The following is a 23,151-nucleotide window of genomic DNA, read 5'->3' as shown; positions in this document are numbered from 1 at the left end:
CGGTTAGGAGTGGTTCCTTTTTATCAACCGGATAACCTTTAGGGAATATTTCGGTGGTTTTATAATCTATAGCGAAACTTTGGCAACACAAAAAACATACCGTTCCGTATGTTTTTCAAGTTATTCAATTAGTAACCTCAAAGTTGGAACGTTAGTTGCCATGCGCCTTTTGATTTTTTCATGTATTAAAATTGCCTCATGCCATACACGTCTTTCTTCAATATGGCCTCTATTCTTGCTGAAAAGCGATAAAGAAACATTTTAATTTGACCCTGTGCCTTAATGCCCTTCGTCCGTTTGATCACACAGTGGAGAAATCCATTTTGCTCTTCTATTTTCAACAACATAAAGGTGATCATCATCGATACAAGTGAAAACATCCTTTTCAGTTCAGGTAGACCACTAACCCGAATATTTTCCAAGTCTAATTCCTGCTTTTGCAGGCGAAACATTTCTTCGATGCGCTATCTATAATATAGCTTTTAAAATGGAGAGCACCTCATCCTTTTTGCGTACTCGTTTATTGGTAAGCAGCACCAACGGCTTTCTTCCATATCTATATGTATTTCGCAAGTGAAAATTGAGCCACATCGCAATTTAATTTTGAGCCACTTACTTTTTAGTTATTTTTAATCCAATCTTCTGTTTCTCTCATTCGATAAGAAGTACCATTCATATTTAAAACGTGTGACTTATGAGTTAAACGATCCGTTAATGCTGCTGTTAATACGGCATCGTGGAAGATCTCTTGCCACTTTAAAAATGACAAATTACTGGTGATGATCGTTGACTTTCGATCTGCCCTTAAGGATAGATGGGAAAACAGTAATTCAGCTCCTTCTTTATCAAATGAGATATATCCTAATTCATCCAATATTACGAGATCATACTTTTCAAATTTTAATTCAAATGATCGTAATGTGCGTTCCGAGCGATGTTCCTTCAATTGATTAATAAAAGAAGGCACTGTCGCAAAGAAAACACGATATCCGGCTAAACATGCTTCCATTCCTAACCCAATAGCTAGATGCGTTTTACCGGTTCCAGGAGGGCCTGTCAAAATGACATTCCGGCCCTCTTTAATAAAGGATAGGGTTTTTAGGTCTGGTAGTTTTTGTTGCGCTGGCTTTGGTAATGCTTCTTCTACTAATTCATCTAACAATTTCTTTTGTGGAAAATTCGCAGCCCTAATTCGGTTTTGCTTTGCGCGAATTAATCGATCTGCTTTTTCCTGTGTTAATACTTGAAGTAATACATCATATGCCCGTTCTGGATGTTTAAAATTGCTAGAATCCTGAACCATTTTTCGAATGCTTGGTAGTCTTAAATCCTTACATAACTCAATTAGCTTTGTTTGTTGTTCCATTTCACACTACTCCTTCTGTTGTATAAAAAAGATCCTGATAAGCTCGTAGATTCGATTCAGCTTGTTTTGCTATATCATCATTTTCTTCGATCATTGGAGATCCGTCTGATTGCTCACATATAAACTGAATTCGCTCTGTTGAAATATAATCGAATCGGACTTGTTTCAATTGCTCAATGGCCTTTAATACTTCCTCAAGATTATCTTTTTCCTTTATAAAATGGAGTAGCTCTAGAAAATCTTTCTCTTTTCCGATATAATACTGTTGATAGATATTTTTAATATGGGTTGGTGCCTGCTTCATACATTGACTTTGATTCAGGGCACCTTTTTTCTTTTCAAATGTTTTCAAATAGTGATAGATATCCATTTCCCACTGATGAATCCCCCAATTTCGAGGATGGGCCGCCACAAATTCACCATCAATAAATATTCGAATATGCTCTGCCCCTACCTTGGCACGGATATATTTCCCCACATGTCCCTCAGGGACAGAATAGTGATTTTGTTTAATCACAATGGTACTGTATTTATCTACTCGGCATTCAACCAATTCTGCTGCGTCAAATGGGTGAATTGTATTCTTTTTCACTGTCTTTTTCTCTTTTTTCAACAGGTCGATATGCTTTTCCTTATATTCATGATGCAGTCGCTGGTTCAATGTTTGTAATACAGTAATTAAATGTTGATTAGCTTCTGTTATGTTTTCGAACTTGTATATGGATGAAAATGCCTTCCGCCGTATAAACTCGACACTTCGTTCTACATGCCCTTTTTCATTTCCTTTTCTCGCTTCACATAATCGGATACGAAATTGATAATAGTTCGAGATCTGGATCATTGGGTCCGTGATCGTTTTTGCGTTACCAATAAATGATTTCACCACTGTTCGCATGTTGTCGTAAGTAAAGACTGCTGGTATAAAATCCAAGTGTTCGATCAGTTTCGCATGTACGTCCAATACACATATTTGAGTTTCCGATTCATATAATCTCGCAAACCGATAATTACTATATGGCAACGTAAAAACAGCTAGCGAATAACTTCCTATCTTTCCATCTATCTCTAATTTCACTTCTCCCCAATCAAATTCAACCTCTGCACCTGGTTCACAATACTTGCGAATAAACACTTCTCTCTTCTTCTCCGTTTCTTCATTCACATAATTTCTAACCGTTGTATAGCCGATGTTATACCCTTCGTCTCGTAATGCTTCATACATATCAATCATTTTCATTTGTTGTTTAGCCATGTAATGTTGTTTTTTCCATTCATTTTCAGCAATGAATTGTTGTAACTTCGCTTGTATTTCCTCTGTAAGGACGCGTTTTTTACTGATTCTTGGTTTATACGTTGGTGCGCTCATAATGTCTTCAGGAATCGGCAACTGTCGAATATCCTGCTGTTTGCTTTCTTCAAACTTCGCAATGTATTTCTTTATCGTATTCCTTGCGACTTTAGTTGCTTTTGAAATGCTTCTTTGGCTCTCTCCATTTAGATATCTTTTAATAATTTCTTGTTTCATGTTCAATGTCACCACTCCCGAAACTCCCCCAATATTAAATTGTAATACTAGGGTATTTTCTAATAAGGTGGCTCAATTTTCAATTGTCATTGTGGTTCAATTTTAAGTTACCATATACANAATAATTTCTTGTTTCATGTTCAATGTCACCACTCCCGAAACTCCCCCAATATTAAATTGTAATACTAGGGTATTTTCTAATAAGGTGGCTCAATTTTCAATTGTCATTGTGGTTCAATTTTAAGTTACCATATACATCTATACACCACACCATTGTGAGCTATTATCCTTTAGGTATCTCCATTGTAAGGTGAGATACCTTCAAATCATAGACGATTCCATTGATTTCGGTGCGAAAATTGATTTTTCCTTTCCTGCGGATCGCCTAATCGTGAATGAAGAATTTCTTGTTCAGATATAATAAATTCGGGTTTTTATTCAGTCGAATAATACCTATGCCTATTTTTTGTAGAAGGTCAATCAATATTTTCAGGTAATCTTAAACATTGTTGGCTTTATGGTTATATTTTTAATGACCAGCCGCAAAAATGTGCCGTTTCACCAACATCCGTGACTTGCTGTTAGCCAATGTGTTGTATTAGGGAAATGGAAAGCACATAAAAATAGTAATACTTTTTTATATGACTCTGCAAACCAGTTTTTCCTAATTGCGCAGTTGGATTTCTAATTCTTACTAAGATTATATACTCGGAGTAATAGCACCATTCGGAATGGTTTGAAAATTCAATTGACAAACTAATGGAAGCATAGTAATATTTAATTGGACAGCGATTACGCAACAAGTGATTACTATTTTTAGCTTGTTCTAGGGAAAAAGGTAACAAAGGAATCTAATAATGTACAAAACAAATTAGAAGAAATTACGTCCGCAGTAAATAATAGTATAAAGCTATCGAAAGAGATCCGCATTTTTAACAAAGAGAAATGGGATTATCAAAGAGTTAGTCATTCCTTTGAAAAAATTATTAAACCAGTAACTAAACTGGAAATTTTATATAGTATATTACTTTTTGGTAATTTTTTTTACCTTATTATTATGTGTGGGATTATGTACTTTGGAGGCCTTAAGGTTTTGAACGGTAACCTAACAATAGGAACATTAATTGCATTGATAACATATTTAGGCTATTTAACCGAGCCTATTCAGACGGTTGTGAATAATTTTGGTTCGATAAAAACTATTAAAGCCTCCGAAATCCGTATAAATAACTTATTTAATAGTGAGGAAAGAGAACCGGGGGTCAAAGAAATAAATCCATCTTTACCTATGGATATTATTTTCGAAAACGTTAATTTTGAAAAGAAAGGGAAGACTATACTAAATAATGTTACATTCTGTATAAAATCAGGTGAGTTTATTGGAATAGCAGGTAAAAATGGTAGTGGTAAATCATCTTTATTGAATCTATTAAGTAGACTTGAGTATTTAAATTCCGGCAAAATTAAGATACAAAACATTGATTTAAGTGACATCAATTATGTAAGTTTATACAAAAACGTAAAGTATGTTTGTCAAGAAAATGAATTTATACAAGGAACTATTTTGGACAACATTTTTGGGGAGCCAAATGACGACATTGATGTTACCTATATTGAATGGCTTTTTAATAAATTTGATATGCCTTTTTCAAGAAAAGACCTTTATAATTACCAAGTGAGTGAGAATGGTAATAATCTGTCGGGTGGACAAAAACAAAGACTAGCAATTATTAGGGCCTTAGTCTTCAACCCGCCTATCTTATTACTTGATGAAATTACATCTTCTCTAGATAAAGAAACTGAAAAGAAGGTCCTAAGTACTATTGATGAATTAAGAAAAGGGAAAATCACTCTATTTATATCACACAGGATGGATAACTTAAAAAACGTGGATAAACTAATCAAGCTTGACAATGGAAAGGTTAGCGAAATTTTATTAAATGATAAAATAATTTATGTTGAATAGCTATAGTATTGGAGGGATAAAGGTGTATAAAATAAACAATAACATTTCTCTTAAATTAATTTCTCTTCCCGATGTAGACGAAATTTATAGTTTAATTGAAGAATCTAAAGATCACTTAACTAAATGGTTACCATGGGTTGATTCTGTTGTAAAACCAGAAGATATGGAGAGCGTAGTAAAAACGTGGATAAAAATGTATGATGATAATAATGGTTTTCAGACAGTAATATTATATAATAATAAAATAATAGGTTCTATTGGATTAATGGGAATTGACTGGAGGATAAGACAGGCAAGCATAGGGGCGGCATGGATAGTTAGGGAGTGGGAAGGAACTGGAATGATCAGTAAATCGGTACAAAAATTAATTAAATACTCTTTTGGTGAATTGAATCTTAACAGAATTGAAATTTGCTGTGCAGTAAATAATTTTAAAAGCCAACGGATACCTGAAAGGTTTGATTTTCATCAAGATGGAATTATAAGAGACGGAGAATATGTTAACGATCAATATCATGATGTTGCAGTTTATAGTTTATTAAAACGTGAATGGTATCATACTAAATCAGCGGATGAACTAATTCAAAGTAAACACAACCAGTAGTTATTATGCTGGCATTATTCTTCATTATTACAAGATGTTACAAAACCACTGTATAACATTTGGGTGAATAATCTAGATTCCACATCTTGCAACTAGTTTAAATTGAACTTGATACGCCTTAGGAAATTAAACTTAATCCTTAGTTCTTGTATATCAAGTACGCTATTTTGCCTTATATGGGTGACATAAGGACCACCTTTCCATTTTTATGGTAGTGAGTTCAATTACCGTTCGTTTTTATTCTTTTGTATTTTTAAGCCTTCGTGGATGGTAAAAGGGTTGATATTATAAATTCATTCACCTAGCAATATACATCGAGCAAAAATTATGGTGATGATTTCTGTACCATATTTAAGTGCACACGGTCACAGGGGCTTTTGCTTGATTCAAATAAGTTTTACCCCAAGATGTTATTTCAGATTCTATTTGCACCTATAGGATCTATAATGATTTCCCATTATAACAAGGCCTGGACTAGATTTCATATGTGATCGGAAGGTAAGGGATAGCGCCAAACTTGCGGAAAAGGGCAAGATTGCGCAAATTGAAATTATCTTTAATTTGAAGAATGTATTTGGGGTAATTATAATTGCGCTAGGGTTAATGAAATTGGATTTTGAAGAAATGTCATTAAACTAGCGATACGGCTGAGATGATCGGGGGTAAATGATGAAAAAAAGCATTATATTTTTTTTAGTGGCGACGTTAGTTCTAGCGGGGTGCCAAAATCTATCAGGTACTCAACAGACAAACAATTATAATGACACAAATAGTAAAAAATACGAGGCAACCACAAAAAACAAAAAAGGCCAGGTATTTCGTGTGATTTCCGCTTATAAGTGGGCCAATCATTATGTACAAAAGGCAAAAGATACCAACAGCGAAAGTGATCGTTCGGAGTTATGGCAGAAATTAGTGAAGGATCACATTCAGGATCAATGTTTGAACGGGGAGTATTCACACCTTGTGAAAGAATATGTTTCTACACCACCAGAGAGTTTGGAAAACTTAAAAGTCGATATTGAAATGCTAGACTCTTCAAATTTAGAAGAAGCTATAATTGAGGCGCTAAAAGCATCAGCCAAAAAATTTCCTGGTCCAGAAACAACTGTCTGTATTTTACCACAAGGAAACGGCACGAATTCTTCTGGAGTGACATTAGGCTCAGGGAAGATTACGATTTTTTACTCTCCATCCCAAAGCAAATCTATTTTAGAAAGAACAATCGCTCACGAATACCATCACAGCACCTGGACAGCAGAATACTCGGATGACTATCGATGGGATTTACTTGGTTCTATTATATTCGAAGGGAAGGCGGAATATTTTGCTTCGTTAGTATTTGGTCAGCGTGTTGGAGATAACTATGTGAGCGCTGAGCAAGAGAAAAAACTATGGGGCAAAGTAAAGGAATCGATTCATTCCACGAACTTGGATAAAATAAATACCATACTTTATGGAGGCGAGAATGGTCTACCGTACAATTATGGGTATTTTCTTGGATACCAGATTGTTCGCAGGTATGTCGAAAATCATCCTGGAACAACCGTTGAAGAGTGGTCAAAATTGTCGCCAAAGGAACTTTACGAAAAAAGTGGATATGAGGATTCATTGTAACTGTTAGCCTTAATTACTTGTTTCTAATTCTACATTGTTAATAAATGTCTATAGTGACATAGTCACATTCATTATTCTGTAGGGATATTCTGCTAAAGCAACTTTAATGAAGAGCTAGGTATGGTAACCTGTCGGTTTTTCAATAGTCGACTTCCCGTGGAGGAGCAGAGGAAAGCCCTCTGCAAGCAATAATTGTAGAGGGCTTCCTTTCTACATACTTGTAAGGCAGTGATATGGCACGACTTGCATCCGAATTAAAAGGTGGTTATTTTCCACACCGATTGATGAAATAAAACGTATCAACAACGGTTAAACATACTAGTAGTGAACGAATCAAATTGATTGATCCTTGCTGCGGAACTGGAGAGGCTCTTGGTATTATCCGTCAGCACCTAAAAACAAAAGGGGCCACCACGCGTTATAGGTGGAATAGCAACGTCAGGTGAGGAAACTACCACAACTACTAATAATGACGCTGTTGAGGAAAGTGGCCCTGTTGAAGAATTGGAAAAGGTAGACGAGGCTAAAGAAGAACTTGATAATATCATAGAGGAAACTGAAACAGCCAGTGGTAAGGATATTGACGGCAACGGTGATGTAGCTGGTGAAGAAAAGAAAGAAGAACCTAAGGAAGAAGTTAAGGAAGAACCTGAATTCCGCTTGTTTGATTAGGCGGTCAAGTTTGTTGTTTTGCCTTCTGGACCATTCAATATCAACCAGTAAGGCAAATCGATCTTCAAAAGATAGTTCTTGATATTCCGGATTTCTTAATTGCTCTCTACATGTTTCTGCCATCGCAGACATTCTCATTTCATTTAATTTCGTTAAGGTGTTATCAGTTGTCATTATTATTCCCTCCGTAGTAAGCAGCTCCACGAGTAAACTGTAAGCGTTGTCATTTTTGTGTGTTCATTTGTTTGCTCGTTTCCTCTAATGGCAATTTATCATGTCCTGTTTTTAGGATGGTTTGTATGCTTTTTAGTTTTAGTCGTGGCGTATAAGACAATACTCTTTCACACGCCTTCTCTATGCGTTCGATAGAGTATTTATCTGCAAGTTTCATCAATGCATAGGTAGATTTCAATCCCTGTTTTTCCGTAGGATAAGATTCTAGGATTCTTTCAATTGTTAATAAGGTGGACGGGCCAGTTGTGGCACCCCACTCTAATATAAAATCCTTATCGAATGAAGCATACTTTCTATGATCCCTAGGCATATGATCAGGAATCGTACTGAAATCCCCACCTGACTTATTTGATCTTTTGTGCGAAGCAATCCGGATATGCTTATAAAATACTTCAATTATATTTCTCGTTACTCGAACGTCAACCGTACATTTGATATAATCATAGGGAACAGAATAATAGTTATTATCAATTTTCACATGATAGTCAGGCTGGACAACGGTCTTTGCCCAGCTCGCAATCTCATATGGTGAATGAGGCAGGGGGACCAGTGCGAATTTTTCTTCTTCTAAGAACGCTTCCTGCCTATTCCCTTTTCTCTTTTGGAAAGGTTTTGTATTCACCATATCTAATTTCTCTTTAATTGCTTTGTTTAGTTCGGTCAAGGAAAAGAACTTTTCATTGCGAAGTGAAGCAATAATCCAAGTTGATAGTAAACCCGTATTCAAATAACGCATATAAAAAGAGCAGCACCTCTTGTTATGATAAACATATCAATTTAAGGAGGTGCTTTTCATATGCCACAACAAAAACTAACCATTGTCCCCGTTACATTACATACCGAAAGTGATTATTGCATCTAAATTGTACCAACCTTGCGGTTGTTTGTACCAGTGATTGCGGATGATTTTACCATTATCTATTAAAACTGAATATTGCAGATGAATTGAGCCACTAGTGCGTACTTTTGAGCCAGTCATTGCGGAAAAAAGAGCCACCCTTTGCGGACTAGAAAGCCAGTACACTATATAGAATAACCTCTTGTATAATAAAAACTGCATGCGAACAAGCATGACACTATTATACAGGAGGTTTTTTTATGGTTAATTGCCGTAAAATCCTGGAGATGTATTTTGAAGGGGTTAGCCAAAGGACAATCAGTTCTAGCACTGGTCACACAAGGAATACAGTCTCCGAGGTTGTGCAACGTGCTAAGAAGCTTGGTGTGGAAAGCTTGAGCGATACCATGACCAATCAATGGCTGGAGACGTCTCTCTTTCCAGAGAAACAAGCTGTTGAGAAGGGATACTTTCCAATTGATTGGGAAGAAGTGCATAAGGAGTTACAAAAAAAGAATGTCACCTTGTCCTTACTGCATTTTGAGTATGCCGCTGAAGCACGTGAGAGTGGGAAGATTCCTTATGCTTATCGAACTTTTTGTGAGAAGTATGGGAAATACGCAAAGAAATACAAACTGACGATGCCAATTCGCAGAAAGCCTGGCGAAATTATGGAGGTGGATTGGGCTGGTTCCACACTGTACATTATAGATCGTTCAACAGGTGAAACAATTCCAGCGTATGTTTTTATTGCGACATTGCCTTACAGCCAATTAAGTTATGTGGAAGCATTTTTAGATATGAAATCGCCTAATTGGCTTACTGCTCATATCCATGCATTCGAATATTTTGATGGAGTTCCCGAAACCTTGGTTCCGGATAATTTGTAATGTAAATCTTTTCATTAAATCTTAAAACTGGTGTGACAAAACATACTTCGAAGGAGTTAATCTTAAATCCTACTTACAAAGAAATGGCAGATTACTATAATACTGTGATTATGCCTGCACGCGTTCGTTCACCGAAAGACAAAGCAGCTGTCGAAGGGGCTGTTGGGGCTATTTCTACATGGATTATCGCGGCATTAAGAAATACTCAATGCTTCAGTATTGATGAGTTGAATGAAGAAGTCTGGATGAAATTAGAAGAATTTAACGAGCGACCTTTTACTCGCAAAAAAGGTTGTCGCTTATCAGCATTTGAAGAAGAGGAGAAATTTGCCCTTTCTCCTCTTCCAATCACACCTTACAAAATGTCTAAGTGGAATACTGTGAAAGTGCGTCCTGATTATCACGTATCTGTAGAAAGTATGTTTTATTCGGTTCCATACGAATATATCAATCAAGAAGTGGACGTAAGAGTTTCAGATGACTTAGTTGAAGTTCATTTTAATCATATGCGAATAGCTTCTCACAAACGATTATATGGGAAGTTTGGTCAATTATCCACTATTCATGATCATATGCCTGATAATCATAAATTATTTGTAGAGCAGACACCTGAAGCAGCAATTGAATGGGCTGAGAGTATGGGAACATCAACGGTGGACGTGGTTCAGTACATTCTCGATACTTCCCAAACTGAAAAACTAGCATTACAGTCAATATTCTCTTTAAAAAAGTCTGAGCAACGTTACTCAAAATATGAAATTGAACGTGCATGTAAGATGGTTATTTCAATGACTAAACGACCAACCGTCAAAAGTATTCAAACCATATTAAAGAACAATAAAAAGAATGATGCGGAGCAAGAACTAAAACGCAAAACAGAAATAAATCAAAATAACTATGGTTTCACACGTGGAGCTGCATATTACGGAGGTAAACAAAATGATAAATGAACAAACGTTAACAAAATTACATGAAATGAAATTAAGTGGCATGGCCGAAGCGTATAAAGAGCAAGCTTCGAACAAGGAATTCCAAAAGATGAGTTTTGAAGATCGTTTTTCTTTACTCGTTGACATAGAACAATCTCGACGCCAGAACAATAAACTTCAACGGTTAATAAAATCAGCCACTTTTTTAAATTCAAATGCATCTATTGAAGATATAGAATATCATGAGGATCGTAAACTAGATAAAGAGTTGATATTAAAGCTAGCTAGCTGTACCTATATCCGTGACTGTCATAGCATTATCCTAAAAGGACCTACAGGTTCCGGAAAGACATTCTTAGCTACTGCATTTGGAATATCTGCTTGCTACAAGGTAAAATATATTAGGTTACCAGAATTACTAGATGAATTGTCGCTCGCAAAAATAGCAGCTGATGGAAGTTACCGAAAAATCATTAAAAAATATACGAAAGTCGATTTACTCATATTGGTCGAATGGCTACTAACAGATTTAACAACAGATGAGGCGGCAATCTTGTTAGAGATTACTGAAGCTCGCCATAAAGTGGCTTCAACAGTTTTCTGTTCACAAATCGACCCCAATGGATGGCATATAAAATTGGGAAATGAGACCATTGCCGAGGCAATCTTAGATCGTATTATCCACGACTCCTATCAAATTATGATAGATGGAGAAGTTTCAATGAGAGAACGTCATGGATTGGCGGTGCCCAAATGATTCCAATAGAGGTCGAAAATCGCATAGCTAAGTATTTCTTTCACAGGTATTTACCTCAGGAAGTGATGATTAAAGTAGAAGATAGACTATTATCTACATGTTTATGGAGTGAAGAAGAGGAGTTAAATCATGATGAACTCGTTCGTTGGGCTATTCAGATTATTAATAAGCAATTAGAAGATAAGAGTTTTAGATAATAATAACAGCCATTGGAATGTGACAAATCCAATGGCTATTTATCATCTTCTGTTTGACTACCATTGGTTCTCTTTCTTCGTAATCCATATTCATGGTAAATACTTTGGCAATCGGTGGTAATTTCCGTGGCACTTGGTGGTAAATAACATGTCAAGGGTGGTAAATTCTAATGGCAGTATTCATGGATCAAAAAGATGGCATCACCGGTTCAATTTGATGGCTGTAAACACCTAATTGAAAGATCTAAAATTCAAGTTGGAAAGAACAAGGAAAGAAGTGCAAGTTAAGGAATATTTAGAAGAAAATGATCTCACATAGCAAGGTGAATTACAGTTTGATTTGACCAATTTGATAAGAATAAAAAGTAACAAAAAAGTAACAGGAATAAACAAAACTACGCATTTACACGCAATTCCTTTTACAATATTCATTTGAAATCATTGATTTAAAGCTATTCACAATTCAACAAAGCACAAAAAAGCGACTTACAACACGCCGGGCATGATGTAACGTTATACCGTTCATGATGTAATACGCTAAGGTTAAAAAACGAAAGGCCACTCATTAATTCTAATGAATTTCTGAGTGGTCTTTTTCATTTAAAATAAACGTAAAGACGAAAGAAAAGGCGGGACTATAATGCCCGACTTTTAATTATTTTTCAAAATCTGCTACCTTGACTAGTTGTTTACCAAGATTTGCTCCTTTAAATAAGTCAAGGAAAGCATCCAGAATATGATCGAATCCCTCTGTAATTGTTTCTTCATATTTAAGTCTACCTTCATTTAACCAAGTTGCTAGTGCAGTTCTACCTTCTTGAAGCCGTTCAGAATAATCTCCTAATGTGAAACCTTGCATAAGTGCGCTTGTTTTAATCAGAGCGCTTTGAACACGTGGTCCCATATCGGGTTTTACATTATTGTATGAAGAAATTGATCCACACACCGGGATACGCGCGAACTTATTAAGAAGTGGGAATACAGCATCTGATATCTCTCCTCCAACATTATCATAGTAGACATCAATTCCATTTGGGCATGCTGTTTCTAATGCACTTGGTACATCCTCTTCTTTGTAGTTAATGGCAGCATCAAATCCTAATTCATTTAACAAGTAGTCACACTTTGCCTTTGTACCTGCGATTCCGACAACCCGTGTTCCTTTAATTTTAGCAATTTGTCCAACTGTTGAACCGACTGCACCTGCTGCTCCCGAAACGACAACGGTTTCTCCTTCTTTTGGCTGACCAATATCCAGAAGACCAAAATACGCCGTTAATCCGGTCATTCCAATAATACTTAGATGTGCGGTAACTGGTGCAAGATCTGGATCAATTTTTTGAACTGCTTTCTCACTTGCAACAACATATTCTTTCCAGCCGAGATTGCCGATAATTACATCGCCTTTCGAAAAACGGTCTGATTTCGATTCGACTACTTGGCCAATCATTCCACTTGTAATAACTTCATCCAATTTAAATGGCGCAACATAGGATTTGGTATCCTGCATTCTTCCCCTTAAATATGGATCAACTGAAATATATACGGCGCGGATTAACAGTTCATCATCAGCTGGCGCTTTGATAGGTGCTTTGGAGAAATCAAAATCCGCTATAGTTGGGACCCCGACAGGACGTTTTGCAAGTTTGATTTGTTTTTGCATTTGCTTCATTTTTTATCCTCCATTTAAAAAGACTTCTCTATTCCATATATAATCACACCCTACCATTATGGTTAAATAAGGTCAAAATCTTTGGTTGGGCGTAGTGCAGTATTCTTTATAGGGCCAATACCCAGTTATCGTAAAACAAATCACCCAATATAGGCTGATGAATAGGATAATAAGGAAATAATGAAGGAGAAGGGGATACGAAAAATGTACAATTACAGTTGGAATAATCCAAACCAATCCTGGAATCCGAATTGGCAAAATCCAAATTGGGAGAATCCGAATTGGCAGAACTCAAATTGGGGAAATCCGAATTGGCAGGATCCAAATTGGCAAAACCCGAATTGGCCAAATCCAAATCAAAACCCGTATGGATTTGCTCCAAATGGGGCTCATTGGTATCGTCAAATAACAATTGAAGAAGCGATGGACATAGCATTGCAGCAAGTACCGGGGCAAGTAGTGAAGGTGGAATTAGATTCAAAAAATGGTATGCAGGTTTATGAGGTGGAAATTATAACATCACAAGGCAGCAAATATGAAGTCGAAGTTGATGTGAATACAGGTGGAATTGTAGATATAGACCTTGATTAACGTAGACGATAGTTTATACCGAAAAAAGTATGAGTAGCGAGACCAGAAGATGGAACGCTTACCTATTGCTCAGCGATCTAAATTAAATTAAAAGACCGCCGTATGGAACTACCTATATCCATACGACGGTCTTTTATTAGTTAACGCTATGCCCCTTGCTCATACAATACTTCTGCTCGCTTTCTCTTTCGTAAAGGCAACATGTTGAAGATGATATTTAGTGTAATGGCTGTTATGCTTCCAGCCACAATTCCATTACTTGTCAAAATTTGAATGCTTGCTGGTAGGCTGCTAAATAAATCTGGAGCAACTGTCACACCAAGTCCAATCCCTACTGAACAAGCAATAATCATAGAATTTTCCTGTGAATCGCTAATGATTTTGCCGAGCATTTTAATTCCTTGCGATACAACCATGCCGAACATAGCGATCATGGCCCCGCCTAATACGGAAGATGGAATAATTGTTGCCAGCGCCGCGACTTTAGGTAAAAAGCCAAGTGCCACTAACATTAGACCAGTAAGTAAAATGATTTTCCGGGAACGTACACCTGACATTTGCACTAACCCGACGTTCTGGGAAAACGTCGTATATGGGAACGCGTTGAATATGCCGCCTAACACAGCTGCCAGGCCCTCCGCTCGATAACCTTTCGCCAGATCGTCTTCCGTTAAATCTCTTTCACAAATATCACTTAATGCAAAATATACCCCCGTTGACTCCACTAATGAAACCATTGCCACAAGTGTCATCGTTAAAATCGCCGGCCATTCGAACGTTGGTAATCCGAAATGGAATGGCTCTACCATATGGAAGAAGGTTGCCTCACGAACAGGTGTAAAATCAACTTTTCCGATAAAAAATGCAACGACCGTGCCAGCCACAAGGCCAAGCAAGATTGAAATAGATCGGATGAAGCCAGTAGAGAAACGGTAAATAAGAATAATCAACAATAATGTTCCAAATCCGAGCAAAACATTTGCAAGTGATCCAAAGTCGCTTGCATCTGCACCACCACCTAGATTATCTACAGCAACAGGAATGAGTGTAATCCCGATGACTGTAACAACTGAACCTGTAACAACAGGTGGAAAGAACTTGACAAGTTTTCCAAAGAAGCCACTGATCAAACATATGATTAATCCAGATACAATAACCGATCCATATACTCCTGATATACCATACTCTCCACCAATTGCAATAATCGGACCAACAGCCGTAAACGTACAGCCAAGCACGACCGGAAGGCCAATCCCGACAAATCGATTGGTCGTAATTTGCAGGATCGTGGCAATTCCGCACAGTAATATATCGATCGAAACAAGATAGGTTAACTCGTTTGCGTTAAAGCCTAGTGCGCCGCCGATTATTAATGGTACGATCACCGCTCCTGCGTACATTGCCAATAGATGTTGAATGCCCAAGGTTACTTGTTTAGATGCATTTTTCATTACGCATGAACCTCCTTGAAAAATTCGACCTGCCCATTTTCTAATGACGCAATGTTTGCTAGGGATTCAACACGTATACCACGATCGCGAATTTGCTTGCCACCTGGCTGGAACCCCTTCTCAATAACGATTCCAACCCCTGCAAGTGATGCCCCTGCCTGCTTTATAATTTCAATCAATCCAAGTGCTGCTTGTCCATTTGCTAAAAAATCATCTATAACTAGTACAATGTCACTAGGTTGAATAAAATCCTTTGATACAGAAATATCATTTGTTTCATCTTTTGTGTAAGAATAAACACTCGCCGTATAAAGATTATCTGATAATGTTAATGATTTTCGTTTGCGGGCAAATAGGACAGGTACTCCTAACACAAGACCGGTCATTGTTGCGGGTGCAATGCCAGACGATTCAATGGTTAAAATTTTCGTAATACCGGCATCCTGAAAACGTTCAGCAAATTCTTCTCCGATTTCTTTCATCAATTGTGGGTCAATCTGATGATTTAGGAATGAGTCAACCTTTAGAACGTTGTCTGAAAGTACGTTACCCTCTTGGTGAATTTTGTTCTTTAATGTTTGCACAATCTATTTCCCCTCTCGTTATGTTACGGTCTTCGATTCATTAAAAAAGCCCAAAGACCGTGCATCCATTCATGTTATGAGTGGAGCAACGTCCTTCGAGCTGTAATATCGAAAGAAATAGAAAAGCAACCATGTAAGTGTGAACCATGATTTTTTCCCGTCCATTGCCACCCATAGTCAGTTTGTTTACGGCAAACCGGTAGAAACTTGCAGGCCATATTCCCGCGATTATATGAGTGAATGCGATTTTAGAATGATTTAATTATAACATTACATGCATGAATTTCAATGGACAATTTTCATTCATTCTAGTACTTCATTTAATTTTTTAGCCCATTCTTGTCTTTTGTTTACCCTGAATTTAATTTGTTCGTCATTTTTAGTAATAATGATGAGCTTATTCCGTAAAATTAAAAAATCGTTTTTTGTCTCAAAGCGTTTTATTGTTTCAAGTGGGATGTACGTTTCACCTGATTGGATGTTTAATTTATGTGGTATATGGTGTAAAGTTTTGTTGGTTAAGTAAAGCATGCCACCAACACCTTCGAGTTTTTTCATGGCATTTGCCCCACTTTTAAACAAGATTTACCCTTCTATCAAAATAATGCCCTCCCAAAAAAGTTTGTATAACAAACGAAAACACACCCTAAAATTGTGGTGTGCTATTTTGCATTATGTATAACATTGTATCGAACCTAGTGAATTATTCAAACAGGATGGAGAGGGTATTTTGATTTATGACCTATGTTTCACATACCCTCACCAGACTCACCAGCATTGATCTTTCGCAGAATCCATTGAATAATGAAGCCGATGACAATTCCAATTGGTAAAAATAGTATTGGTAGCCACATGGGTCCGATAAGTACGCCGAATATTGTTACAGTTGGGGAGAGAATTAAGCCGACTGTAACAAAATAAGCAGAAAACACAAACGGCATAAAAGAGTAAGGCTTTTTCCCACCGCCTACATCTTTATATGCGTCCCATATTGCAAAAAAATACAAACAAGGATAAAACATCAGCCATTGGTAATTCGTTTGTTCGATCGCTTCTTGAATTCTTCCATGAAAACTTAATACAATAATGGTGTTAAAATTACCCATAACGTTAACTAAAAATTCCAATCCAATTAATACGAGACCTTTTACATATTTTGAATTTAACAGTTGTCCAAACCCCGGAAAGGCAATACTCCATAGCAGCATTTCTAATCGGTAACTTTTATTCTTCTTTCTATTTTGCACGCGGCAGACCTATTTCGCTAAATCTTTTCGATCCGCTGCTATTGGAGGTTGTTCCATCCAGCCATTATCGATCATAAGTTTAGCCCCTTCGTTGGAATACTTGGCTATTTCAGCTATCAATCGAGTATACTGGACGCCTAAATCGTGTCTGGGACTTACGGACATAGAGGAACCATATTGCCCCATACCAGAAGCAATAAGTGTTGTGATCATAACCATCATCAGCTTATCCGAAAATGGAGCAACGGTTGACTTCGTTACTTCAGAAGTCATGACGCGGGAACCATCAGCAATTAAATCTTCTCGTAATATCGATGTAAATACTTCCAGTTGTTTACTGGCTATTTCTTGTCCCTTTTTAAAAAATTTCTTTACTTCCTTTGATTTAGCAACTTGGGCAAAACCGGTAATGATTGCTTCTCCCAGTGCATTACGTTTTGCGTTTAAAACGAGTGCGGTGATTTCCACACCAAGCAGTGGTCTGCGGTCGCCAAACCATCCGGTTAAAAAACTATTTTTCGTGACAAAATCAATTTGTTGTGCCTTGGGGATTTCTGGATAGCTAATTAAAAGCCCTTTATCTTTTGCGATTTCTTTAACCTTTTTATTAACTTCTTGTGATTCCGTTAAAGCCCCGGTGAAATAACTGATTAAATCATCCCGTTCAACCTGTGACAGGGCCAATCCATAAATTGCTAAATGGAAATTGACCATATTGACAATCAATTCAAGGTAAATTCGGTCAGAAAAAAGCCGTGGAGCATCCAAATTAATGTCCTTTTCGGTAAGACCCTGTGGAATTGGATAGTTTTCCTGTGTAAATATGGTTGTTAGTTTCTTTTTGTGTTCTTGGGATATACGCAGGACGTGTTCGAGTACGCTACGAATTTGCTCATCTTCCACATTTGTTAAAAAATGACGCAAACCACATATAGCCATCGTGTCATTTTGATATGATGTCCAAAGACTGGAAATCTCTGCTGCTGTTAGTTCTACATGTTTCTCATTGTTTTCCATTTTATTTCTCCTTTCATTTGTTTGCTAATTCATTGCGATCAACCATACGTGGCGGTTCTTCCAACCAGCCATTGTCGATCATAATGTTGGCACCATCCTCGGAATATAGGGCAATTTCGCCGCTAAGACGTGTATAATGGGTAACTAAGTCCCGTCTAATGTTTGTTGAGATACTCATCCCGTAAAAACTAATCCCGATCGTAATCATGGCGGTAACATGGGTCATCATTAATTTATCTGAGAATGGTGAAACCTGGGAAGTGTCCGTTACCATTGCATCAGATCCTCCTGGTACGGGTACATTACCTTCATTTAAAACGGAACTAAATACGTTGATATGTTTCTTGGCAATTTCTATTCCCCGGGTTATATATTTTGTTACTTCTTTCGACTTGGCAACTTGTTGGAAGCCTGTTAATGTCGCGACCCCTAAGCTGTTCCGTTGGATATTGGAAAATAAGTTGGCAATTTCCATCGCAGTTAATGGTCTCCGTTCCCCAAACCAGCCTGTTAGGAAGCTTTGTTTTTTAACAAAATCCACTTCTGTAGGGGTCGGAATGGTAGGGGGGCGATTGTATAGTCCCTTCGTTAATGAAACCAAGGAAGCTTTTTGATGCAGTGCATTGTATTCTCGAAAACCATCTGAGAAAAATAGATAAATATCTTCTCGTGTTGACATACTTATCGCCTGTGAAAATGCTCCCATGCCAAGCATCCCCATTTGAAAAACATATTGTAAAAAGAAATTGTCCGAATATAGTCTTGGTGCATCTGTATTGACATCTTCGTCTGTGAAACCAACCGGAAGCGGATAATTTTCCTTTTCGAATAGTTGTTTTAGTTTTTCTAAATGGGACTCAACCATAGAAAGGGCATCCTGAATCACGGGTTTTATTTCTTCGTCTTCTACTTTTTCATTGAAGTATTTCATCACACAAGTCATTAGACTAGCATTTTGATAAGCCCCCCATATTTGAGCATGTTCCGCAGATGTTAGGTTTATTTTCTGATCCATTAATTCGTTATCCTCCTTAAATTACCTTAAGTAACTGTTAGTTTCTCGATTATTGGATTACTTATACACGAAACATTGCCTTTGTATAAAGTTACGTAAAGAGGGGAAACAAAAGAGAAACAGCTTATTGTGATGGTGGGGGATTATATGTCATTCGGTTCATTCTTTAAACAAAATAAAAAGAACCAAAAGAAAGAGGAACAGAACAAGCAAGAGAATTTCTCTTCTGAAATCGTAAATCAGTTAGACACCAATATGGATAACATTGAGAAAATGTTAGAGAAGCCAAATGATCTGATAATCCGGAAATTTACGATACGAAACTCTAATCATAAGGGTGCAATTGTTTGTATCGATGGACTAGTGGACTCTAATGAAGTACATAACGATATTCTTCTTCGGATTCAAGGTGTGACGGAACGAAAGGAATTACCTGACAATACGGAGCAACTGCTAGAGATCATCTATCAGGAAATGATTTCGGTAAGCGATATTAAAAAGGGGAACACCCTTGATGATGTAACAAATGCCATTCTTTATGGAAGTACAGTTTTTTATTTAAATGGTATTGATGAAGTACTAATTATGGATACAAAGGGTTGGGAAAGCCGCTCGATAGAAGAACCGGTGACAGAACCGGTTATTCGTGGGCCAAGAGAAGGATTTGTTGAAAATATACGAACAAATATGGTGCTCATTAGGCGTTATATTCGTGATCCTAATTTACGATTTAAAACACATAAAATCGGCCGTCGCTCTAAGAAAAACTTGGTTGTCACGTATATGGATGGAATTACACATCCCGATATATTGAAGGAAGTTGAACGAAGACTGAAGACCATTGATGTGGATGATGCGCCAGAATCAGGGTATATTGAGCAATGGATTGAAGATAGTTTTTTATCCCCTTTTCCGCAAATAATGAATACGGAGAGACCGGATAAAGTGTCACTCGCATTATTAGAAGGGAAAGTGGCAATTTTATTAGATGGAACGCCGCTTGTTTTAATCGTACCCTTTAATATCGGCGATGCATTGCAGACACCTGAGGATTATTATGAACGCTGGTCAGTTGGTACACTACTAAGGTCATTGCGATATCTAGCAGCATTTATTGCAATGTTTGTGCCGGCCTTATATATTGCGCTCACTTCCTTTCACCAAGGAATGATTCCGTCAAAATTAGCTTTCTCAATCGCTGCTACACGAGAGGGGGTACCGTTTCCAGCGTTTGTGGAGGCGATAATAATGGGAGTGACAATGGAGCTGTTACGTGAAGCGGGAGCTAGATTGCCAAAAACGATTGGCCAAACAATCGGGATTGTCGGTGGTCTGGTTATTGGGGATGCGGCGGTACAAGCGGGCGTTGTCAGCCCGATTATGGTTATCGTAGTTGCTTTAACAGCTATCTCTTCTTTTTCTTTGCCGGCGTACAGTGTAGCTATTTCATTTCGGTTTATTCGCTTTGGTTTTATGATAGCTGCTGCAGCGTTTGGGCTCTACGGGATTATTCTTGCGTACATTATGATCAATATCCATATCGTCAATTTAAAAAGTGTTGGTGTACCTTTCTCTGCCCCCTTTGCACCAAGCTTTTTCAAAGATTGGAAGGACCTTGTTTTACGCGCGCCAATCCAAGTGTTAACAAAACGCCCGCAATACCTTGATACAGTGGATCCTGAATCTGCAAATAAAGGGGGAGAAGGATCATGAAATGGTTCGAATATGGCGACGAAAAAATTAGTCATCGGGAAATTTTAATCGCGATTCCTTCCATGGTAATTGGGGTTGGAATTCTTTCGCTGCCGAAGGAGATTGCTACAGCAACAATGGGGGTGGATGGTTGGATTCCACTAGTAGCAGGTGGGATCTTTATTACTTTTATCACCTGGATGATGGCTAAATTGGCAGCAGGGTTCCCTAACCAATCATTTCTTTCTTATACATCGAAAATTGTCACAAAACCGATAGCAATCGTATTCACATTTATTTTTGCAATGATTGGTCTTATGTTGGCAGCTTATGAAGTTAGGGAAATATCGGATATTGCTAAACAATATTTATTTAATCGAACACCAGTTGAAGTCGTTGCTCTTACCTTCTTGCTCGTCGTGGTCTATGCAGTATCGGGTTCAAGGGCAGGTATATTCCGCTTAAACATGATGTTTTTACCAATTATCATATTGATCGGGATTGCCGTACCGATGTTTAATTTGGGGTGGTTTTCATTTGATAATCTGCTACCTGTTTTTCAAACAACGATGGGTGGTTATAAAACTGGTATCACAACTGGCCTAACCTCTTACATGGGGTTTGGTATTATTTTGTTTTATATATCGTTAGTAAGAAAACCTGAGCGAACACCGAAAATGGCGGTCATTGGGATGTGTATTCCAATCGTACTTTATATCTTGCTTTTTATTACGTGTATCGGTGTGTTTGGTAATGCGGTTACATCAAATCTGCTTTTTCCAACCATTGAATTGGCAAAAGAGGTCGACATACCTGGTGGATTCTTTGAACGATTTGAATCCGTATTTTTTGTTATTTGGATCATGGCTATTTTTAATACAACAGTAATGTCCTTTGATATTGCTGTATTTGCATTAGGTTCTATTTTTAAACATACACCAAAACTGAAGGTGATTTTTATTTTGTCACCTATTGTATATGTCATGGCGATGTTGCCGAAAGATTTAGTGGCCGTTTCCACATCTGGAACGGTTTTAAGTTATTTTGCAGTCGGTTTTACGGTTGTAGTTACTGTTTTATTGAGCTTGATCGCCAAACTAAGGGGGTTAAAACAAGTTGATTAAACCAAAAATAATGTTTCTCCTATCGAGTTCATTGGTTTTGTTGCTAACTGGCTGTTGGGATCAGGTCGATATTGAGGAGCGGGGGTTCATTGTTGGTTCAGCTATTGATATGACTGAAGAGAAAGAGAGTGGCGGATACGTTTTATCGTTAACCAATCAATTTGTTGTGCCTGCGGGTTTGGGAGCACCAATGCAAGGTGGTGGTGGACAGAAGGCATTTAACAACATATCAGCATCTGGGGAAAGCATGTTTGAGATTTCGCGGGAAATGGCTGAATTAACAAGTCGGGCGCCATTTTATGAACATGAAAAAATTATTGTTATTTCGAATAAGGTTGCTCGTACACCAGACTTGTTCGGCAGCATTATGGACTTTTTCCTTCGTAACCCGGAAATGCGCCGGAGTATCAAAATCATGATTTCAGATGGAAATGCTAAAAAAATACTGGATACGAAACCGGAAAATGAAAAGCTCCCTGCTATGTATCTTGATTTAGTAATGGAGAACAGCTTTAAAACAGCAGCTGAGGTTGAACCAGTAAGGATTGGCCGAGTGCATGAATATTTATTAGATGAAACAAGTTACGTCATTCCTCGGGTGACTCCGGTTGAAAAGAGCATTAAGTACGATGGAGTTGCGGTTTTTCAAGGTTATGGTAACCGGATGGTTGGCACACTTAGCGGGGAAGAAACAAAGGGACTAAATCTTATCAATGGAGAAGTACAGGAGGGAGCAATAAAAATTCAGTTAGATGAAGAAACGATTACATATGAGATAGAAGACCTGAAAAGTAAGATGGAGCTAGATGCCAAAGATATTAATAATGTGACTGTTTCTGTCTCCATAAATGTAGAAGGCGCTATTTCTGAGACTTTTGGGTCGGAAAATCTTTTGGAAAGAAAAACCTTAGCCGAAATTGAAAAGCAAGTTGCCAAGGAGATTGAAAAGAAAGCCAATCGCACGATTAAGAAGACACAGGAAGATTTAAAGACGGATGTTTTTAGAATTGATGATATGTTAAAACAAAGACATTATGATCAATGGCTAAAGATTAAAGAAGATTGGGACCGTGGAGAAAATTATTTTTCCAATTGTACGTTTCATGTGTCTGCAACAGCTAAAGCTAGAACAATGGGATCCGTCAATGAAACAAAAGATTAGA

24 protein-coding genes, 2 pseudogenes and 1 riboswitch are annotated in these 23,151 nt (G+C 37.5%); of the genes and pseudogenes, 13 read left to right on the top strand and 13 right to left on the bottom strand.

All coding sequences use genetic code 11. From position 1 onward, the window contains the following. Positions 1-185: 185 nt before the first annotated feature. The 3 genes from C8270_RS01160 to istA all read right to left on the bottom strand — a co-directional run bounded on the left by C8270_RS01160 (position 186) and on the right by istA (position 2,897). A complete protein-coding gene (locus C8270_RS01160) occupies positions 186-422 on the bottom strand; it encodes a hypothetical protein (RefSeq protein ID WP_106494729.1) in 237 nt (78 codons plus the stop codon). 197 nt (positions 423-619) lie between these two features. Beyond that, on the bottom strand, positions 620-1,366 hold the full coding sequence (istB, locus tag C8270_RS01155; protein ID WP_106494727.1) for an IS21-like element helper ATPase IstB: 747 nt from the start codon (positions 1,364-1,366) through the stop codon (positions 620-622). Position 1,367: 1 nt separating this feature from the next. Next, positions 1,368-2,897 carry an IS21 family transposase gene (istA, locus tag C8270_RS01150; protein WP_442785818.1) on the bottom strand — a complete coding sequence of 510 codons (1,530 nt, stop codon included), beginning with the start codon at positions 2,895-2,897 and terminating at the stop codon, positions 1,368-1,370. Positions 2,898-3,726: 829 nt separating this feature from the next. On the opposite strand from istA, the pseudogene C8270_RS20580 reads away from it, so the two are divergent. The 5 genes and pseudogenes from C8270_RS20580 to C8270_RS20205 form a co-directional block, all read left to right on the top strand. Further along, positions 3,727-4,041 (top strand): annotated as a pseudogene (locus C8270_RS20580) (ABC transporter transmembrane domain-containing protein); the annotation flags it as partial. A gap of 138 nt (positions 4,042-4,179) precedes the next feature. Continuing rightward, positions 4,180-4,857 (top strand): ATP-binding cassette domain-containing protein, encoded by a 678-nt coding sequence (locus C8270_RS20575; protein WP_267894854.1) that lies wholly within the window; start codon positions 4,180-4,182, stop codon positions 4,855-4,857. A gap of 22 nt (positions 4,858-4,879) precedes the next feature. After that, positions 4,880-5,461 (top strand): GNAT family N-acetyltransferase, encoded by a 582-nt coding sequence (locus C8270_RS01140; protein WP_158701556.1) that lies wholly within the window; start codon positions 4,880-4,882, stop codon positions 5,459-5,461. 669 nt (positions 5,462-6,130) lie between these two features. Then, a complete protein-coding gene (locus tag C8270_RS01135) occupies positions 6,131-7,078 on the top strand; it encodes a DUF2268 domain-containing putative Zn-dependent protease (RefSeq protein ID WP_158701555.1) in 948 nt (315 codons plus the stop codon). Between the two features lie 504 nt (positions 7,079-7,582). After that, positions 7,583-7,750 (top strand): hypothetical protein, encoded by a 168-nt coding sequence (locus C8270_RS20205; RefSeq protein ID WP_199794730.1) that lies wholly within the window; start codon positions 7,583-7,585, stop codon positions 7,748-7,750. Here C8270_RS20205 and C8270_RS20790 read toward each other — a convergent pair. Beyond that, positions 7,727-7,924: pseudogene (locus C8270_RS20790) on the bottom strand (AAA family ATPase); the annotation flags it as partial. The gene C8270_RS20205 and the pseudogene C8270_RS20790 sit on opposite strands and share 24 nt — an antisense overlap. Before the next feature lie 49 nt (positions 7,925-7,973). Continuing rightward, positions 7,974-8,720 (bottom strand): Mu transposase domain-containing protein, encoded by a 747-nt coding sequence (locus tag C8270_RS01125; RefSeq protein ID WP_234028453.1) that lies wholly within the window; start codon positions 8,718-8,720, stop codon positions 7,974-7,976. 362 nt (positions 8,721-9,082) lie between these two features. On the opposite strand from C8270_RS01125, the gene C8270_RS20735 reads away from it, so the two are divergent. The 4 genes from C8270_RS20735 to C8270_RS20570 all read left to right on the top strand — a co-directional run bounded on the left by C8270_RS20735 (position 9,083) and on the right by C8270_RS20570 (position 11,595). Then, on the top strand, positions 9,083-9,712 hold the full coding sequence (locus C8270_RS20735; RefSeq protein WP_325034714.1) for an integrase catalytic subunit: 630 nt from the start codon (positions 9,083-9,085) through the stop codon (positions 9,710-9,712). A gap of 32 nt (positions 9,713-9,744) precedes the next feature. Continuing rightward, a complete protein-coding gene (locus C8270_RS20730; RefSeq protein ID WP_325034713.1) occupies positions 9,745-10,662 on the top strand; it encodes a Mu transposase domain-containing protein in 918 nt (305 codons plus the stop codon). Continuing rightward, positions 10,652-11,398 carry an ATP-binding protein gene (locus C8270_RS01115; RefSeq protein WP_199794626.1) on the top strand — a complete coding sequence of 249 codons (747 nt, stop codon included), beginning with the start codon at positions 10,652-10,654 and terminating at the stop codon, positions 11,396-11,398. Before C8270_RS20730 ends, C8270_RS01115 begins: the two co-directional genes overlap by 11 nt. Before the next feature lie 65 nt (positions 11,399-11,463). Then, entirely contained in the window at positions 11,464-11,595 is a 132-nt protein-coding gene (locus tag C8270_RS20570; RefSeq protein ID WP_267894824.1) for a hypothetical protein, read from the top strand. Here the strand turns inward: C8270_RS20570 and C8270_RS19635 are convergent. Then, the gene (locus tag C8270_RS19635) at positions 11,588-11,728 is read right to left on the bottom strand and encodes a hypothetical protein (protein ID WP_158701554.1); all 141 of its coding nucleotides are present in this window, start codon (positions 11,726-11,728) and stop codon (positions 11,588-11,590) included. The genes C8270_RS20570 and C8270_RS19635 overlap by 8 nt on opposite strands. A 522-nt stretch (positions 11,729-12,250) precedes the next feature. Further along, positions 12,251-13,267: an NADP-dependent oxidoreductase gene (locus tag C8270_RS01105; protein WP_106494719.1), complete on the bottom strand. Its 1,017-nt coding sequence runs from the start codon at positions 13,265-13,267 to the stop codon at positions 12,251-12,253. A gap of 204 nt (positions 13,268-13,471) precedes the next feature. On the opposite strand from C8270_RS01105, the gene C8270_RS01100 reads away from it, so the two are divergent. Continuing rightward, positions 13,472-13,858, top strand: coding sequence for a PepSY domain-containing protein (locus C8270_RS01100; RefSeq protein ID WP_106494718.1), 387 nt, complete (start codon positions 13,472-13,474; stop codon positions 13,856-13,858). 146 nt (positions 13,859-14,004) lie between these two features. Here the strand turns inward: C8270_RS01100 and C8270_RS01095 are convergent, their stop codons facing one another. From C8270_RS01095 to C8270_RS01070, 6 genes are all read right to left on the bottom strand, one after another. Then, entirely contained in the window at positions 14,005-15,309 is a 1,305-nt protein-coding gene (locus tag C8270_RS01095) for a nucleobase:cation symporter-2 family protein (protein ID WP_106494717.1), read from the bottom strand. Next, a complete protein-coding gene (locus C8270_RS01090) occupies positions 15,309-15,893 on the bottom strand; it encodes a xanthine phosphoribosyltransferase (protein ID WP_106494716.1) in 585 nt (194 codons plus the stop codon). Before C8270_RS01090 ends, C8270_RS01095 begins: the two co-directional genes overlap by 1 nt. Before the next feature lie 154 nt (positions 15,894-16,047). Then, a riboswitch (purine riboswitch) is annotated at positions 16,048-16,149 on the bottom strand. 47 nt (positions 16,150-16,196) lie between these two features. Further along, the gene (locus tag C8270_RS01085; RefSeq protein ID WP_158701553.1) at positions 16,197-16,451 is read right to left on the bottom strand and encodes a GRAM domain-containing protein; all 255 of its coding nucleotides are present in this window, start codon (positions 16,449-16,451) and stop codon (positions 16,197-16,199) included. A gap of 191 nt (positions 16,452-16,642) precedes the next feature. Beyond that, positions 16,643-17,101, bottom strand: a complete 459-nt coding sequence (locus tag C8270_RS01080; RefSeq protein WP_106498423.1) for a hypothetical protein — start codon at positions 17,099-17,101, stop codon at positions 16,643-16,645. 48 nt (positions 17,102-17,149) lie between these two features. Further along, positions 17,150-18,157, bottom strand: coding sequence for a DUF3231 family protein (locus tag C8270_RS01075; RefSeq protein WP_106494714.1), 1,008 nt, complete (start codon positions 18,155-18,157; stop codon positions 17,150-17,152). A 13-nt stretch (positions 18,158-18,170) separates the two neighbouring features. Further along, on the bottom strand, positions 18,171-19,172 hold the full coding sequence (locus tag C8270_RS01070; protein WP_106494713.1) for a DUF3231 family protein: 1,002 nt from the start codon (positions 19,170-19,172) through the stop codon (positions 18,171-18,173). A 147-nt stretch (positions 19,173-19,319) separates the two neighbouring features. Here C8270_RS01070 and C8270_RS01065 point away from each other — a divergent pair, with 147 nt between their 5' ends. Genes C8270_RS01065 through C8270_RS01055 form a run of 3 tightly spaced genes read left to right on the top strand, consistent with a single transcriptional unit; the run spans position 19,320 to position 23,150 of the window. Then, positions 19,320-20,885 carry a spore germination protein gene (locus C8270_RS01065; RefSeq protein WP_106494712.1) on the top strand — a complete coding sequence of 522 codons (1,566 nt, stop codon included), beginning with the start codon at positions 19,320-19,322 and terminating at the stop codon, positions 20,883-20,885. After that, positions 20,882-21,988 (top strand): GerAB/ArcD/ProY family transporter, encoded by a 1,107-nt coding sequence (locus C8270_RS01060; protein WP_106494711.1) that lies wholly within the window; start codon positions 20,882-20,884, stop codon positions 21,986-21,988. Before C8270_RS01065 ends, C8270_RS01060 begins: the two co-directional genes overlap by 4 nt. Then, complete coding sequence (locus C8270_RS01055) at positions 21,981-23,150, top strand: Ger(x)C family spore germination protein (RefSeq protein ID WP_106494710.1); 1,170 nt, start codon at positions 21,981-21,983, stop codon at positions 23,148-23,150. Before C8270_RS01060 ends, C8270_RS01055 begins: the two co-directional genes overlap by 8 nt. Position 23,151: the final 1 nt, after the last annotated feature.

This window comes from Lentibacillus sp. Marseille-P4043 (genome assembly GCF_900258515.1).
GTDB lineage: Bacteria > Bacillota > Bacilli > Bacillales > Amphibacillaceae > Lentibacillus_C.
Note: the sequence above shows the minus strand (reverse complement) of the source record. Positions and strands in the feature narration are given on the sequence as shown.

Bases quoted from the DNA above. Each gene is read 5' to 3' on its own strand.
- istB (WP_106494727.1), bottom strand. From the start codon at position 1,366: ATGGAACAACAAACAAAGCTAATTGAGTTATGTAAGGATTTAAGACTA.
- C8270_RS20575 (WP_267894854.1), top strand. From the start codon at position 4,180: ATGGATATTATTTTCGAAAACGTTAATTTTGAAAAGAAAGGGAAGACT.
- C8270_RS01135 (WP_158701555.1), top strand. From the start codon at position 6,131: ATGAAAAAAAGCATTATATTTTTTTTAGTGGCGACGTTAGTTCTAGCG.
- C8270_RS01125 (WP_234028453.1), bottom strand. From the start codon at position 8,720: ATGCGTTATTTGAATACGGGTTTACTATCAACTTGGATTATTGCTTCA.
- C8270_RS20735 (WP_325034714.1), top strand. From the start codon at position 9,083: ATGGTTAATTGCCGTAAAATCCTGGAGATGTATTTTGAAGGGGTTAGC.
- C8270_RS01115 (WP_199794626.1), top strand. From the start codon at position 10,652: ATGATAAATGAACAAACGTTAACAAAATTACATGAAATGAAATTAAGT.
- C8270_RS20570 (WP_267894824.1), top strand. From the start codon at position 11,464: ATGATTAAAGTAGAAGATAGACTATTATCTACATGTTTATGGAGTGAA.
- C8270_RS01105 (WP_106494719.1), bottom strand. From the start codon at position 13,267: ATGAAGCAAATGCAAAAACAAATCAAACTTGCAAAACGTCCTGTCGGG.
- C8270_RS01100 (WP_106494718.1), top strand. From the start codon at position 13,472: ATGTACAATTACAGTTGGAATAATCCAAACCAATCCTGGAATCCGAAT.
- C8270_RS01095 (WP_106494717.1), bottom strand. From the start codon at position 15,309: ATGAAAAATGCATCTAAACAAGTAACCTTGGGCATTCAACATCTATTG.
- C8270_RS01085 (WP_158701553.1), bottom strand. From the start codon at position 16,451: ATGAAAAAACTCGAAGGTGTTGGTGGCATGCTTTACTTAACCAACAAA.
- C8270_RS01080 (WP_106498423.1), bottom strand. From the start codon at position 17,101: ATGCTGCTATGGAGTATTGCCTTTCCGGGGTTTGGACAACTGTTAAAT.
- C8270_RS01075 (WP_106494714.1), bottom strand. From the start codon at position 18,157: ATGGAAAACAATGAGAAACATGTAGAACTAACAGCAGCAGAGATTTCC.
- C8270_RS01070 (WP_106494713.1), bottom strand. From the start codon at position 19,172: ATGGATCAGAAAATAAACCTAACATCTGCGGAACATGCTCAAATATGG.
- C8270_RS01065 (WP_106494712.1), top strand. From the start codon at position 19,320: ATGTCATTCGGTTCATTCTTTAAACAAAATAAAAAGAACCAAAAGAAA.
- C8270_RS01060 (WP_106494711.1), top strand. From the start codon at position 20,882: ATGAAATGGTTCGAATATGGCGACGAAAAAATTAGTCATCGGGAAATT.